The sequence below is a fragment of the Candidatus Neomarinimicrobiota bacterium genome, assembly GCA_022560655.1.
Lineage (GTDB): Bacteria > Fidelibacterota > Marinisomatia > SCGC-AAA003-L08 > TS1B11 > JADFSS01.
In genome coordinates, this window is record JADFSS010000018.1 from 16,934 (window position 1) to 31,571 (window position 14,638).

Sequence of the window (14,638 nt, forward strand, 5' to 3'; positions counted from 1 at the left end):
TCACTCCCACTCAATGGTGCTGGGAGGCTTGCTACTGATGTCGTAGACCACCCGGTTGATGCCCTGCACCTGGTTGATAATACGGCTGGAGCAGCGGGCCAGGACGTCTGCCGGCATGGGGTACCAGTCGGCGGTCATGCCGTCGGCACTGGTCACCGCCCGCAGCGCAAGCAGGTAATCGTACGTACGCTGGTCGCCCATCACGCCGACGGTCTTCACCGGCACCAGCACGGCAAAAGCCTGCCAGATGCGCTCGTACTCGCCCGTCTCCTTGAGGATGTCAAGATAGATCGAATCAGCCGCCCGCAGAATCGCCAGGCGCTCGGCCGTCACTTCCCCGATGATACGCACCGCCAATCCCGGCCCGGGAAAGGGGTGTCGCATGAGCAGCTCTTCGGGAATGCCCAGTTCCCGGCCCAGCTGCCTGACCTCATCCTTGAAGAGCTCACGCAGCGGTTCCAACAGTTCGAAACCGAGGTCTGCTGGCAGACCGCCCACGTTATGATGGGACTTGATGGTCCGGGCCTCGCTCCCGCCAGCGCCCGACTCGATGACATCGGGATACAGCGTCCCCTGGGCCAGGAAGCGAATCGGTCCCTCTCGTCGGGCCACCTCCTCGAATGCCCGGATGAACTCACGGCCAATGAGCTTGCGTTTCTCTTCGGGCTCGGTCACCCCCTTCAATGCCTCCAGGAATCGCGCGCTGTGGTCTGAGCGGTGGATATGGAGTCCCAGCCCGGTCTCCAGCGACGAGACCACCTCCTCCGATTCGTTCTTCCGCAAAAGGCCGTGGTCGATCAGTACGCACACCGCCTGCGTGCCCAGAATACGGGTCAGCAGCGTACCCACGACGGAACTGTCGACACCTCCCGACATGCCACACAGCACCTTTTCCGAGCCCACCCTGGATCGGATTTCCTCGGACAGGGAGTCCAGCTGCTGGGTGGCAGTCCAATCGGCTCGGCAGCCCGCGATGCCAAAGAGGAAATTGGCCAGCATGGTGCTGCCTTCAGGCGTATGCTGCACCTCAGGATGAAACTGGGTGCCGAAATAGGGCCTCGAGCGGTGCCGCACCGCCGCGATCACGCCGCCGTCCGAACGCCCCAGCACCTCCCAGTCTGCCGGGAGCTCCTCCACCCTGTCGCCGTGGCTCATCCATACCGCTGAACGCTTTGGAAGTCCCTTGAACAGGTCGCCCGAATCGGCGATTTCCAGCACTGCCGGCCCATACTCGCCCTGACCGTTGGAACTCACCTTGCCGCCGGTGGCGTGGAGGAGCAGCTGCAGACCGTAGCAAATGCCCAGGATGGGCTTACCGAGCGCCAGAATGGCCGGGTCGAGCTGGGGCGCGTCCGCGCCGAAAACGCTGGCCGGCCCCCCTGACAGAATCACCGCGGCAAAGTGGTCTGCAGCCAGCGCATCGGCCGGCGTATCAAAGGGCAGGAGTTCCGAGTAAACGTGGTGCTCGCGCACCCGGCGGGCTATGAGCTGGGTGTATTGCGATCCGAAGTCCAGGATGGCGACGGTTTGGCGGTGTTTCATGGCGTTTGAAACAGCGGCCAGCCGCTCAGTCCTTGCAGGGACTGCTGGTGGGTCAAATCGTAGTGCAGGGGGGTGATACTCACCTTGCCGGCTTTCAGCGTCGCCTCATCGGTGTTGGCAGCTTCCTTGCGCTCGCGCTTGCGCCCGGCCAGCCAATAGTAAACCCGATTGTGGGGATCAACCCTGCGGTCGAAGCGGTCCTGCCAGTCCGATTTCCCATGCACGGTGAGCACATAACCCCGCCCCTCCAGAACGCCAGCTGGAAACTGGTCCAGTGGCTGGTCGGGAATGTTGACGTTGAGCAGCGTGCCCGCTGGGAGACCATGCTCCAGTATGTTGGTGACGACCTGCTGAGCCACGGCCATTGAGGGGCCAAAATCGTGGCAATCCCAGCAGTCCACGGAAAAGGCGGCGCTGGGTATGCCCAGGATGGTGCCTTCAGTGGCCGCAGAAACCGTACCGGAGTAGATCACGTTGATCCCCGTGTTGCTCCCATGGTTGATGCCGGAGACCACCAGACTCGGTGGCCGGTCCAGCACGGCTAGAGTCGCCAGTTTCACGCAGTCTGCAGGGGTTCCCGAGCAGGCATGGGCAGTGACCCCCGGCAAGCCCAGGTCCACCTCATTTACGCGCAGGGGGTCTGAAAGGGTGATGGCATGCCCCGCCGCGCTCCGCTCCACTTCCGGCGCCATCACCACCACCTCCCCAAGGGGGAGCATGGCTTCGCACAGCGCCCTGAGGCCCGCTGCCTGGATGCCGTCGTCGTTACTGATGAGAATCAGCGGCTTGCTCATAGCCAAAAAATCCGATAATCCGGGTGAGGGTATCCTTGAGGTCACGGCGATGAACGATCTGGTCAACGAACCCCTTCTCCAGCAGGAATTCCGCCCGCTGAAACCCCTCCGGCAGCTCCTGCCCGATGGTCTGCTTGATGACCCGCGCCCCCGCAAAACCGATCAGGGCGCCCGGCTCAGCCAGAATAATATCGCCCAGCATGGCATAGCTGGCCGTGACCCCGCCAGTCGTCGGGTCGGTAAGCACCGAGATGAACAGGCCACCTGACTGCGAGAAGAGGCTGAGCTTGGCACTGGTCTTGGCCATCTGCATCAGGCTCAGCGCCGCTTCTTGCATCCGAGCACCGCCGGACGCCGATACGATCACCAGCGGATGCTTGTGCTCTCGGGCGTAGTCGATGGCACGGGCTACCTTCTCCCCCACCGCCGAGCCCATGCTGCCCCCAATGAAACTGAAGTCCATCACCCCGAACACGACGTTGTAGCCATTGACGCTGCCCACGACCGTCAATATGGCCTCCTGGAGGCCCGTCTTTTTCCTGGCCGCCACCAATTGGTCGGCATATTTCTTCCGCGCCTCAAACTTCAGGGGGTCCACCGAAGTGAGGCTCGCATTCAGCTCGGTGTAATCGTTCCCGCCGTCAAGGAGCTGCTCAAGGTATTGGCGGCAACTGATGCTGAAGTGGTGGGAGCAGGTGGGGCAGACGAAACGCGAGCGCTCCAGCTCATCCCGGTAGATGTACTCCCCGCAGCTGGGGCATTTGGTCCACAGGTCCCCGCTCAGTTCCTTCTTCTGGGTTGAGAGGATTTTCTTGGCGCTACGGCGAAACCAGGCCACCCGCTAATCCGACCCGATCTGCTTGGTGTACAGGTGCGCGTCCTGGCCTGGCCCGTAATAGTCCTTGCGAATCCCAACCGCCTCGAAGCCCCTGCTCAGGTAAAGCCGCCGGGCACTCTCGTTGTCCTTCCTGACCTCCAGGATTACCCGCTTGAACTCCTTGCGCTCGCACATGGCTTCCAGCGCCTCGATAAGACTCCGGCCGATCCCCTGGCCGCGATAGTCCGGGTGGACCGCAATGTTGTGCAGCTGAAACTCGTCCACCACCGCCAGGCCCGTCAGGTAGCCCACGATCATGCCATCCTCCTCGGCCACCAGCCCCACCCCCACTTCATCCTGATCGATCTCCTGCGAAAAGGCTTCCCGGGGCCAGGGATGATCATAGCACATCTCCTCAATGGCCATCAACTGGTCGATATCCTCATTGTGGGCATCACGAATGAGCATGGCGTCGTAACCTTTTCTCGAAATCGTGGTGGTAGTCGGGGACCAATGCTGCCAGATCAGCGCTGGGCTCAAGCCGCTGCGCCAGGGCAAAAGACCCCACCTTTCCCGCCGACGGAGGTATGTTGATCACGCGGATGTCCTCAGCCGGCAGAAAGCGCTCCAGCAGATAACCGCCAACGGACGCGCCTCTGGCCAGCTGGGCAAACTCATCCCACGTTGACGCCCGCACCGCATCCGGCTGCGGCGGCTCGCTGGCCGGATAAGTGTAGACCTGGTTACCATGGGACCAGGTCGCCACCCAGTTGAATTCGCCCACCAATTCCCCCGCCAACAGGCTCGGCAGGGTCGGCACCGGGATAACCGGCAGCCCGGTGGCGAAGGCCAGCCCCTTGACGTAACTCATCCCCACCCGCAGCCCGGTATACGCGCCCGGACCCATGGACAAGGCAATGGCGTCCAGGTCGCTAAAGGAGCGCCCCGCCTGCTCCAGTACGCGCATAACGGCCGGGGCCAGGACTTCGTTGTGCTGCCGGGGAGCCAGCCGCTCGACCATGGCTTCCGGCCCGTTATCCCCAATGATGGCGGCACCACACACATCGTACGCCGTTTCAATGGCTAGCAGTCTCAGCTGCGCACCTCCACCACTCGGCTGCTATCGTCATCTCCATGAGAAAAATCCAGATGAATGGTCTCCTTCGGCAGCAGCGGGGCAATGTTTTCGGCCCATTCAATCACGGAAACAGCCCGCCCACCAAAGTAGTCGCTCAGTCCCAGTTGGCGCCATCTTTCAAGTGTTGTTTCGCGGTAACAATCCATGTGATACAGCAACGGCGGCCGCCCATACTCATGAATCAACGCAAACGTTGGCGAGGATACTGGGTCGGGCAGCCCTAAGCCTTCCGCCATGCCACCGACAAAGGTGGATTTGCCGCTGCCCAGCTCGCCGTGCAGCGCTACCACATCTCCCGGACGCAGGTAGGTGGCAAACTCGGCCCCCGCCCGGCGGGTTTCCTGGACACTGCTACTGTTGATGCCAGACCATGCCACTGACTGGCCGGAGCGAGCCTTGCGCTTTGACCCTGGCGCCACGGTGCTTCTAAATATTCCGTGGACGCAAGGTGACCAAGGGCACCACCATTTCCTCGAGCGAGATGCCACCGTGTTGGAAACTGCCCTCAAACCGCCGGACGAAGCGATGGTAGTCAGTGGGGTAGACAAAGAAGTTGCGGTCACGGGCGATCACATAATTGGTGGTGACTTCGTCTGCAGGCAAGTGATACTCTGCTGGGTGCTTGATGGTGAGCCCGCCCTTCTCGGAGGCGTTCAGATTCCGGCCATGCTTGTAACGCACGCCCGATGAGGTCTGCCGGTCGGCCAGGATGCGCACCGGCTTGTCCACCTGAATGCTGCCGTGGTCGCTGGTGAGCACCACGACGGTATCTTCCCAGTCGGCAACCGTGTCCAGCAGCTCCCGCAGCCACGATTTTTCAAGCCAGGAACAGATGGTGGCCCGGTAGCCGGACTCATCGGGGAGAATCTCCTTGATCACATCACTTTCGGCCCGGTGGTGGGCCAGCAGGTCGACAAAATTAACCACCAGGGCCAGCAGCTGCTTGCTGCGGTATTCCGGCAGCCGCGCCAGTACCCGCTGCCCTTCCTCAGCCGTGACGACTTTGAAGTACTTGAACTGCACCTCGTCCAGTTTCACGCGCTTGAGATATTCCTGCAGGAACTCGGCCTCAAACCTGTTCATGCTCGTCTCATCATGGGTCATCTCACCCCATTGCTTGGGGTAACGCCGTGCCAGCTCATCGGGCAGCAGGCCACTGAAAATGGCGTTGCGGGAGTACGGGGTAGCCGTGGGCAGCAGCGACAGCTGCACCGTCTCCTCCACAGAAAAACGCGGCTCCAGAAGTGGGCGCATGGCCTTCCACTGATCCAGCCGCAGGCAGTCCACCACCAGCAGGACGACCCTGGTGCCGGCCTGCAGGTGTGGCCTCACGGACCGGTCCAGCACCTGATGGGAAAAGGTCTGTCCGGTCAAGCCATCCCCGTTCAGCCAGTCGCGGTAGTTCGCCACCACCGCCTGCCCGAACCGCAGGTTGGCGGTGAGATGCTGCTCGGCCAGCAGATCGTCCAGTCCCAGGTCGCGGTGCTGGTCAAACTCGATGTCCCAGTCGGTGAGCTCATTAAAGAGGTCAATCCAGTCCTCCAGTGAAGCGGCCGTTTCCACCCGCTGGCTCAGCTCCTGGAATACGGCCAGGTAGCGGCTGGTGGTCTTGTCGCTGCGGATGCGGGTCTGCTCCAGCATCGACTTACACAGCATGAATATCTGGCTGGGGTTCACCGGCTTGGTGAGGTAGCCCGAAATATTGGCGGCTATGGCTTCATCCATGAGCCATTCTTCCTCGTTCTTGGTGATCATGATGATGGGTAGGGCCGGGTGGGTGGTCTTGATCTCCTGCAGGGTGTGCATACCATCCATGCCGTCCATCATCTCATCGAGTAGCACGAGGTTGAAGTCGCCGGCGCCGACCTCATGCAAGGCATCCTCGCCGGAGTGCACCGGTGTGACCTCGTAGCCCTGCTCCTCCAGGAACAGGATATGGGGCTTCAGCAGGTCGATCTCATCGTCGGCCCACAAGATCCGCCCCCGCTCGGTTTTCTCTGTAGCCATCAGCATATCACAATTTACAATCGGCAATAAGGTAATGTTATCTGTTGGGGTTCGGAAGGGGAAAGCGCTACTTGGCGGTCAGGGTCCAGGAGCCGTCCCAGTCGGAACCAGGCGGGTTGGCCTTAAAATGTGCGCAGCGCTCGACATAGACCCTGCTGGGTGTGGTGGGTCGGTTGTGAAACACCTCCTCAAGCTTCTCCGAGGCCGTGAACTTCTTGCTGCCACCATCCCAATCCTGCTGTCGGTAAAGTTCCATGCCGGCGTTGAAAATGTTATTCAGCTCTAGCATGTCATCGGCCAACTGCCCCTTGAGCGCCATGATCTCCACCGCGTCCACCGACTCCTGCTTGCCCACCACCTTTACTTTGTCAATAAAGCGCCACTCAAATTTGTCTTTACCCGCCAGGTCCAGCGTAGGCATGGTGGTCTGAATGTAGATGCCGTACTGTTTGGCCGAGGCCTCCAGACGAGCCGCGGTGTTGACCACGTCGCCCATCATGGTATAGTTCATGCGCGTCCTGCTGCCCATATTGCCCGTCACCAGCTCACCGGTATTCAGCCCGATTCGCATGCGCATCTTGGACACCAGCTCGGGCCACTTGCCTTCCTCCCCCTGCCACTTCTCCCGTAGCATGGCCAACGCTTCCTGCATTTGCAGGGCCACCACGCAGGCCCGGTGGGCGTGGTCCTCAAAATAAATCGGCGCCCCAAAGAACGCCACAATGGCGTCCCCTTCATACTTGTCCAGCGTACCCTGCTGCTCCAGCAAAACATCGGTCATGGCCGTAAGGTACTCGTTGAGCAGCTCCACCAGTCGCGTCGCGGTGAGCACTTCTGAGAACGCCGAGAAACTGGCGATATCGGTAAAGTAGGCCGTGAGTATGCCCGACTCGCCCCCCAGTGACGGCATCTGCTTGCTTGCATACATCTCATCGATCAGCTCGGGAGAGATATAGGTGCCGAAGGTGTTCTTGAGGAACTGCTTGTCCTTGCGCTCCACCAGGAAGCGGTACAGCACGATGCTGCCGTAGGTCACGAAAATCGAAACGGCGCCAGGTATAATGGGCACGAACATGGAAGCGCCAATGGCTGGGGTACCGATGGTAAATAGAACTGGATTCGCCAATACCCACGCCTTCGGGAGCAGCATGCCGGCTACCATCTTGGGCATCCAGAGCAGGTCACTGGTAAAATACCCCAGAGCAACATTTACAAACACCAGCAACTCCACGAACGCCAGGAAGCCACCCGTGAGGGGTGAAAGACGTTGGACCAGGAGAAAGGTGGCTGTTGACAGGAGGATGATGATCATCAGGTTCACCAGCAGCGAATCCCTGGTCAGCTCCAGTGTCCCGCCGGCCACTCTGATAAAGTTCTGGTCCAGGATAGTCTGAACCGCATTGGCATGCACCTCGACCCCCGGCATCAGCTGTAGGATGCCGGCATAGTTGTAGTAGGGCGTCGATTTGACATCCAGGAGGACGTTGACGGAGACGCCAATGAGCACGATCTTGTCCAGAAACGGGCTCTCGCCCACAATGCCGTAAATATCGCTGTCCAATTTGAAGAAATCCATCCAGTCGGTGTCATCTTCCAGCTGCCGCAGGTCAAATTCGGCGTCGTCCAGGATGTTGGCCAGTGGATAGCGGTCAAAGGTCTTCCACGCCTCCTCACCCTCCATGGCAGTGCCGGAAGGGGGGCCGTAGTAGTTGATGAAGAAACTGGCCGAGCGCCCGTAAGTCTTGATCGTCGCGCGGCCATAAGTCATGGTGTTATTTTCGGGGTCCGGGCGCAACAGTGTCGTGTCTGAAATACCCCAATACTCCTTTAACGCCTTGAGCGCCAGGGTCATGTACAGGGTATCGGGCTTGTGCGCCATATTGTAGGCCAGGGCGTACTTGCGCGTGATCCCGTCAAAGTCCTTGATCTCGTTGACCAGCCCCGGCTCGGGTTGGGCAGCCATGATACGGGGGACCGGGTAGGCAATGTATTCAGGGGGGAGCCGAGTGGGCTCGTAAACCAGCTTGGAAGCCATAACAACGCGAGTTCCCCGCGCCTGCGCCTCCCGGATGGCTTCCCCCAGCACTTCGTCACCGTGGCGAAACGGGATGTTGCTGCCGGATTGGTTCAGTTTCTCCAGGTAATCGGATTTAAAGTCAGGGGTGTCGAACTCGATATCGAACACGATCACTTTGGCGCCGGCGGCCGTCAGGTTGCGTATGGCCTTCGCCCAGACATCGTCCCGCGGGTAGGGCCACTTAAACGGCACCAGGCGCCACGATTCGTCGTCCACGTCCACCAGCACGACCTTGAGGCTGTCGCGGTCTATGGGTTGGCGGGCACTCCAGCCTGCCAAGGGCCCGCGGACCCGTGTATAGGTGAAGTCCAGGACCTTATAATTGAGCAGGTCGAACAGGCCCAGCGAATGCAGCCCCAGGGTCACGATGATGGAAAACGCCGCCCACACGCGGCCGGCGCCAAGCAGCTGCTTGAGAAACCTCACCGGAACGGTAGCATTGGCCCAGACCAGGCCGGCGCCAAAAGCCTGCTTGAGTTTCCCGGGCCAGGCGGAAACGTCGGCCCAGCTGCTGCCGGCGTCGATGATTGAGGTGAGTTTCTTCAGAATCAAGCTGGAGAGGGGCTAGAAGATGTATTCCAGGTTAGCCGAGATGATGGACGTTAGCTTCGAGGCAGTGTCGGGATCATCAAACGACTTCTGCCTGAGATCAATTGACGTGACCAGGTTGATATTTTTCATCAGTAGAGCTCGAACCTGGCCCTTGATCCCAACACGGGTAAACGCTGGCGGTGCGCTGGGGTTCTTATCCTGGTTCGTTGCGCTGCTGGTAAGGCTGAGCCCACCCCGAACTCCTAGCTTGCCACCCATCAACTGCAGCTGCGCCGACAGGTCCAGACTGAATATGCTCTGGATGATCTCGTCATCGCCTGAGCCCGTCTCAAGGCTATTGAGGGAAACCACCACATTGGTTTCCAACTGGTTGGATAGCCTTGAATTCACCGATAGACCGATGATGTTAGACTGCGCGGAGGGTGCGACGAACAGCGTATCCTCAAGCGTCCGGTCGTCGATCTGGTCTGCAATATTCGTATTGTTCACCGTCAGCCTCAAATTGTGGACGGTGGATATCAGTCGCAGTTGATAACCCAGGCCGATGCTGGTGGCCGTCGTTATGGTATTCACCCGGTTATCGCGTATGGACATATCCAGAGTGTCCAGCGTGGTGATGCCATTCTCCCTCGTGTAGGTCCTGCGTCCCAGGCTCACCGAGGGCAAGCCCTGCCCCAGATTAACATTTGCAGACAGGTTGACCGTCACCGTGGAGGTAATGGGCTCGGCTTCGTCTTCCGGTGTATCGGGATCATCCTTCAGTTTGATGATGTCATCGTCCGTGCTGCGGTACGTGGCCGAGAGGAACAGTTTGTTGCCGAACAGGCGTGCCCGGTCCGATATGGTTCGAATGCGCACGTTCCGCTGCAGATTGGGATTGGCCAGCGAGTTGTATTCCGGGCCCACCTGCTGGAACTCCAGGGTGATAAAGTTGCGCAGATAGTTGAGCTTGGCCGTGGCGAAATAGGCCAGCGAAGGCATTTTTGCCAGCGCCCGCAGTGGATCATCCTCAAGGAGGAATACGTCAATGGGCAGCAGAGGTACCTGATTCAGGTTGATATGGAAATAGTCCTTCAGATCTGCCGGATTAATAGGGATCTCACTGGTGTCGATGAGCCCGGCGATCAGGCCGTCTTCCAGCGTGTCACCCGGCGCAAATGTATCCAGCTCCTTCAGCGACAGCACCGGGTCCCAAATATTCCTGTTCAGCATGCTCAGGGAGAACCCGGTCTGGATAACGAACCGGCGCTTGTTCAGGGCCAGCGACAGGTTCGAGCCGATCACCAGATTGTCCTGTGGGCTCTTGCCGGACCAGTTGCTGTCAGGCAGGTCAATACTCAGGTTTGGATTCGCTGCCACCACTGCCTGAAGCTGCTTAAAGGTGAGGATACGCGCATCCACCGCAAGTGATGTATCCAGCTCAAACTCAGAGAAAAAGAGGTCGGTGAAGATGCTTGAATCCGCTATAACGATGGTGCCGTCCAACAACTTCGAGTCCACCGATCCAACGTCATCCTTGGCCTTGATGAAAGATACGGCCCATTCGAACACCCTGCCTGACCCCAAACTGGGCCGGAAGGCCGTTATGTTCCGCCGGAAAGCGTACCCTCCCCGGTCGAGGCCCAGGGTGTAGACGCTGGACTCGTTTTCGTTAGTGGTCACATTGTAGTCCGTAACACTGTAGGCCGCGCCGGGGCGCCCCTGAATGACCCGCTCCAGCTGCCCCTGTGCCACCCGCAGGTTCACCAGACCCAGCGTGAAATTGGCGTCGTAACCCCGCAGCCGCTTACCCGCCAGGCCAAAGCGGTCAAAGCGGGGCGTCACATCGCCCACCCCCAATGTCAGCAGGGGGGTCCGAAAATTGGCCGTAAATCGATTCCGGGGCGACTTGAAGGGGTCTTCCTGGGTGGTAAGTTTCAGTTTGCCGCGGACGCGCAGCCATTCCCAGCCGCCGCGGTAGGCCGCCTTGATACTGCCGACTTGAAGTATCTCCCCGTCAATATTGTCGCTGCGAAAGGCCGGTCTAAGCGAGCCGGAATGCCGGAACGCCCTGGCGCTGGTCCGGGTCGCCACCCGCGTCACCCGGAACGGCAGAGATACCGACTGGTAGGCCCTGCCAGCCGAACTGTTGCCTTGCACCTGGAGCTGATAGGGGCCCGCGGCGAGCGTGGCGGGGCTGTAGGTTATCAGGTCGGGATTTACCTCGGACTCGGCGGTAATGTCGCGTCCGTTAAGAATGAGTTTGATGGAGGCCAGCTCCAGCTCGGGCAGATTGAACAGCGAGACCGCCACGACAACGTCTTCCGGCAGGTAGGCGGCGTTAGCGTCTGGGGACAGGATCAAAAAATCACCCGTCTCAACCGACCCGGGGGCTTGAGCATCGGCGGCCTGCAACGGATCCTCCCCCGTTGGGAGCACCCGGACATAAATCGGATTCACCTCCGGATCGTCAACGGGGTAGGCCAGGATGCTGTTGTCGTCCAGCAGTGCAATCAGGTAGTACTCCAGACCCGCGGTCTCGATATCACCTGCCGGGACGGTGCCGAAATAGAGGTCTGCGCCCCCCGCAGACATGGGCGCTTCAAGATAGGCGCTCTGCCCCTTCACGCGATAGTACACGATGACCGAACTCACCGAGGCCCCCTGCGCCTCTACCACGGCCTCCAGAGTCAAGGGCTCTTGAGCCCTGATTTCGTCAGGCACCCGATGGAATATCGTTCCCTCAGCGCTGCTGCGGCCCCACAGGCCCGAGATCAAGAACAGCAGTACCGTGCCGACAGCACGAACTCGACCACTCACCTTAAGATGGTCCTCCAGTTAGGCGATGCAGTTAGAGAAAATTTAGCAGTAATTACTGATAAATAATAATGACTTCTTTGACGTTGCCGTCTGCGTCCTCGAGCTGGATCCGGATCTCGTCGGGAACGTCCCCAGCGTCGGCTGCCTCATCGGGCTCTTCCATCACGACCTGAATGGCGGTGATCGAGCCGTCATCATTGATCGTGCCGGATACGGACGCCGTTACGCCGGGCTCGGGCTCGGGTCCCGCGTAGGTCGTCTGCTCGTTGAGCGCCACCTGGCCGTTGAATGAGACCCGGGCATCGCCCTCGCCGATCTCGGCCGGCTCCATCGTTAAGACGTCAGCGGAAACGCTTAGCAACTCGCCCACCAACAGCACGTAGGTGGTTACTTCGGTGCTGCCGTCCGGTTCCGATGTACCCACCTGCCCGCCGCCGACCTCGATGACGCCGCCACTGATCAGGTTGCGCACTTCGATCAGGCCCTCGATGCCCAGAAATATGTCGCCCAACACCGGATCGGATGTCACCCAGAAGTCCGTCCCTTTCACCGACGCCACCGAGATGGGGGTGGAGATGGTAAAGTTGCCGTCCCGCTGCGCGGCCACTTCCGCCCGCAATTTGCCGAACTGCATGTCAACCTGCTTGTCGATGGCCGTGCCGGTTCGTTTACCGCCAATATTCAGCGTCGTATTATTCTGGATGCGGAGCAGGCTCCGGTCATCGATGAACATGATAATGGTGGTGCCATCCGACAAGGTTTCAATGCGATCACCGTCGTTGAGCACCGTGCCCCGCTTCAAAGGCAGCGTCTGTTTCTCCAGATTCACCAGGTTGACCTGGCCGCTGACCTTGGTGGTGAAAGCAATTCGATCTGCGCCCCAGACCAGGGATACACTGGCCAGTACGATCAGGAGTCTGTGGAGCCGTTTCATGTTATTGCACCTCCACGGTAATGACCTGTACGGCACCCTGCTGGATCGCGATTGCAACGGCATTGAGTTGGTCCAGGCTCAGCGCCTCCCCGTTCCGTCTCAACACTCGGTTGGGGCTGAATCCGTCCAGTTCGCCACCGGCACTAAAGGCCTGTTCAAAACTCTCCGTCCCCATCACGCTTTGCAGGAAAGTCATGATGGGGCTGGTCACCGCGCCAGGCCCGCCCGCCGACTCCTCCGCTGAAACCTGGGTGGGGTCGTCGATCTTCAACGCCCAGATAAAGCTGTTCACGGTCTCCTCCCCAGACGTGGTGGGGATAACTTTCTGCACCTGCCAAACGTAAATCCCGCCCGGCTCCAGATCGACGGCGCCCGTGAGCGGGTACGGTACCGAGGTCGCATTGCCCACATCGAAAAAGCCCAGCGCCTGCTCCAGCGGCCATACGGTCTGGTCCTCGATGGCGTCATCCAAGGAACTGTGCTCGCCGACAATATATTTTGCAACTCTGATCTGGTAGCTGCAGAAGGCACAGGGATCGGATTCCCACTGGAAGAAGGGGTACGTCGTGGTGATGGCCGTGTTGGTGGTGTCCTCCAACACCCCGCCCGGGGATATCAGCTCCAGCGCCACGGGGTGCGCCGAAATGATCTCTTTGCTCCAGCCGGCCAGAATAGCCCCCCCGGGATCCCTCACCTCCAGCGCAAAGCGATACGTCCCGTCAGGCAGCCTGCCCGTCTGCATGATCAGGCTCTGCATGTTTTCCAACTCATCAAGGTCGGGCGTAACGATCCTAGGTTTCGGGATATCTACCGCCCCACCAGGCGGTCCGGAATAAAACAATTGGGTTGTATTCACATCCAGTTCCGTATTGCGTAGTCGGACCGGACCCTGCAGGGTAAACGGGGGGACGGTCACGGTCAAAAACTCGTCGTCGAACGTTAACCCTAGGGGGAACGAATTGATCGTGAGGGTGAACTCGATCTCCACCGTGACGGGCTCATCCACCAGGATCTCGAGCTCAAACAGCTCCACGTTCTGTGAACCAGTGGAGACATCGACGCTGCTCACGTAAAAGGTGACAAAATCATTGAAAAAAATCTCCTGGACGGTCACTTGACCCCACAGCACGCTGCCGCCCAAAGCAACTACTGAGAACAGTGTCACCATCTTTTTCTTCATACTCATCCTCCCCTGTCTGTAGAAGGTTTTACCCGCCAGATTGGCCCCGAACCAGAGCCCGAGGGGATCAAGCGCATAGGCCTCGCTACGGCGCTGTGCCCATATTAGCAGAGTTGGACGAATTTGAATGTATCGGGGGTCACAAATCAAGTTAAACAGCAGGACGCCAACAGAAAGCCCCCCGCGGAACAGTCCTCGAGGGGCTTACACATAAGGATCCGGCGACGACCTACTCTCCCATCCTGCGTTAGCGGACAGTACCATCGGCGCAGTAGGGCTTAACTGCCGAGTTCGGAAAGGGATCGGGTGTTTCCCCTACGCTATGGTCACCGGAAAGATTGGAGAACAAAGGCTGTGCTCCCGCTCTTGGACACCCCATCGTGGGCGCCCGAGGATCAAATCAAATAAGAATGCTCAAGCCTCACGGCTTATTAGTACCACTCGGCTGAATTCGTTACCGAACTTACACCTGTGGCCTATCAACCCCGTTATCTTCGGGGAGCCTTCAGTCCCGATTGCTCGGGAAGGGAAATCTCATCTTGGGGAGGGCTTCGCGCTTATATGCTTTCAGCGCTTATCCCGGCCGAACATAGCTACCCAGCGATGCCTCTGATGAGACAACTGGTACACCAGCGGTTCGTTCGTTCCGGTCCTCTCGTACTGGGAACAACGCCCCTCAAATTTCCTGCGCCTATGGTAGATAGGGACCGAACTGTCTCACGACGTTCTAAACCCAGCTCGCGTGCCGCTTTAATGGGCGAACAGCCCAACCCTTGGGACCTTCTCCAGCCCCAGGAT

General features: G+C 59.5%; 11 protein-coding genes and 2 rRNA genes. All 13 read right to left on the reverse strand.

Annotation, left to right across the window (positions count from 1 at the left end):
* A complete protein-coding gene (gene guaA / locus IH971_04430; GenBank protein ID MCH7497083.1) occupies positions 1-1,542 on the reverse strand; it encodes a glutamine-hydrolyzing GMP synthase in 1,542 nt (513 codons plus the stop codon).
* Positions 1,539-2,336 carry a 5'/3'-nucleotidase SurE gene (gene surE, locus IH971_04435; protein ID MCH7497084.1) on the reverse strand — a complete coding sequence of 266 codons (798 nt, stop codon included), beginning with the start codon at positions 2,334-2,336 and terminating at the stop codon, positions 1,539-1,541. The genes guaA and surE overlap by 4 nt, the downstream gene beginning before the upstream one ends.
* Complete coding sequence (locus IH971_04440) at positions 2,308-3,174, reverse strand: acetyl-CoA carboxylase carboxyltransferase subunit beta (GenBank protein ID MCH7497085.1); 867 nt, start codon at positions 3,172-3,174, stop codon at positions 2,308-2,310. The genes surE and IH971_04440 overlap by 29 nt, the downstream gene beginning before the upstream one ends.
* 3 nt (positions 3,175-3,177) lie before the next feature.
* Positions 3,178-3,621: a ribosomal protein S18-alanine N-acetyltransferase gene (gene rimI, locus IH971_04445; protein ID MCH7497086.1), complete on the reverse strand. Its 444-nt coding sequence runs from the start codon at positions 3,619-3,621 to the stop codon at positions 3,178-3,180.
* Positions 3,608-4,216 (reverse strand): tRNA (adenosine(37)-N6)-threonylcarbamoyltransferase complex dimerization subunit type 1 TsaB, encoded by a 609-nt coding sequence (tsaB, locus tag IH971_04450; GenBank protein MCH7497087.1) that lies wholly within the window; start codon positions 4,214-4,216, stop codon positions 3,608-3,610. The genes rimI and tsaB overlap by 14 nt, the downstream gene beginning before the upstream one ends.
* A gap of 29 nt (positions 4,217-4,245) precedes the next feature.
* A complete protein-coding gene (tsaE, locus tag IH971_04455; protein ID MCH7497088.1) occupies positions 4,246-4,668 on the reverse strand; it encodes a tRNA (adenosine(37)-N6)-threonylcarbamoyltransferase complex ATPase subunit type 1 TsaE in 423 nt (140 codons plus the stop codon).
* A 49-nt stretch (positions 4,669-4,717) separates the two neighbouring features.
* Complete coding sequence (locus IH971_04460) at positions 4,718-6,298, reverse strand: PglZ domain-containing protein (protein ID MCH7497089.1); 1,581 nt, start codon at positions 6,296-6,298, stop codon at positions 4,718-4,720.
* Between the two features lie 67 nt (positions 6,299-6,365).
* A complete protein-coding gene (locus IH971_04465; GenBank protein ID MCH7497090.1) occupies positions 6,366-8,927 on the reverse strand; it encodes a CHASE2 domain-containing protein in 2,562 nt (853 codons plus the stop codon).
* Positions 8,928-8,939: 12 nt separating this feature from the next.
* On the reverse strand, positions 8,940-11,726 hold the full coding sequence (locus tag IH971_04470; protein ID MCH7497091.1) for a hypothetical protein: 2,787 nt from the start codon (positions 11,724-11,726) through the stop codon (positions 8,940-8,942).
* Between the two features lie 52 nt (positions 11,727-11,778).
* Positions 11,779-12,660: a FecR domain-containing protein gene (locus tag IH971_04475; protein ID MCH7497092.1), complete on the reverse strand. Its 882-nt coding sequence runs from the start codon at positions 12,658-12,660 to the stop codon at positions 11,779-11,781.
* 1 nt (position 12,661) lies between these two features.
* On the reverse strand, positions 12,662-13,840 hold the full coding sequence (locus IH971_04480) for a hypothetical protein (protein MCH7497093.1): 1,179 nt from the start codon (positions 13,838-13,840) through the stop codon (positions 12,662-12,664).
* Positions 13,841-14,056: 216 nt separating this feature from the next.
* Positions 14,057-14,174 (reverse strand): 5S ribosomal RNA (rrf, locus tag IH971_04485).
* Positions 14,175-14,250: 76 nt separating this feature from the next.
* Positions 14,251-14,638, reverse strand: a 23S ribosomal RNA gene (locus IH971_04490); the annotation flags it as partial.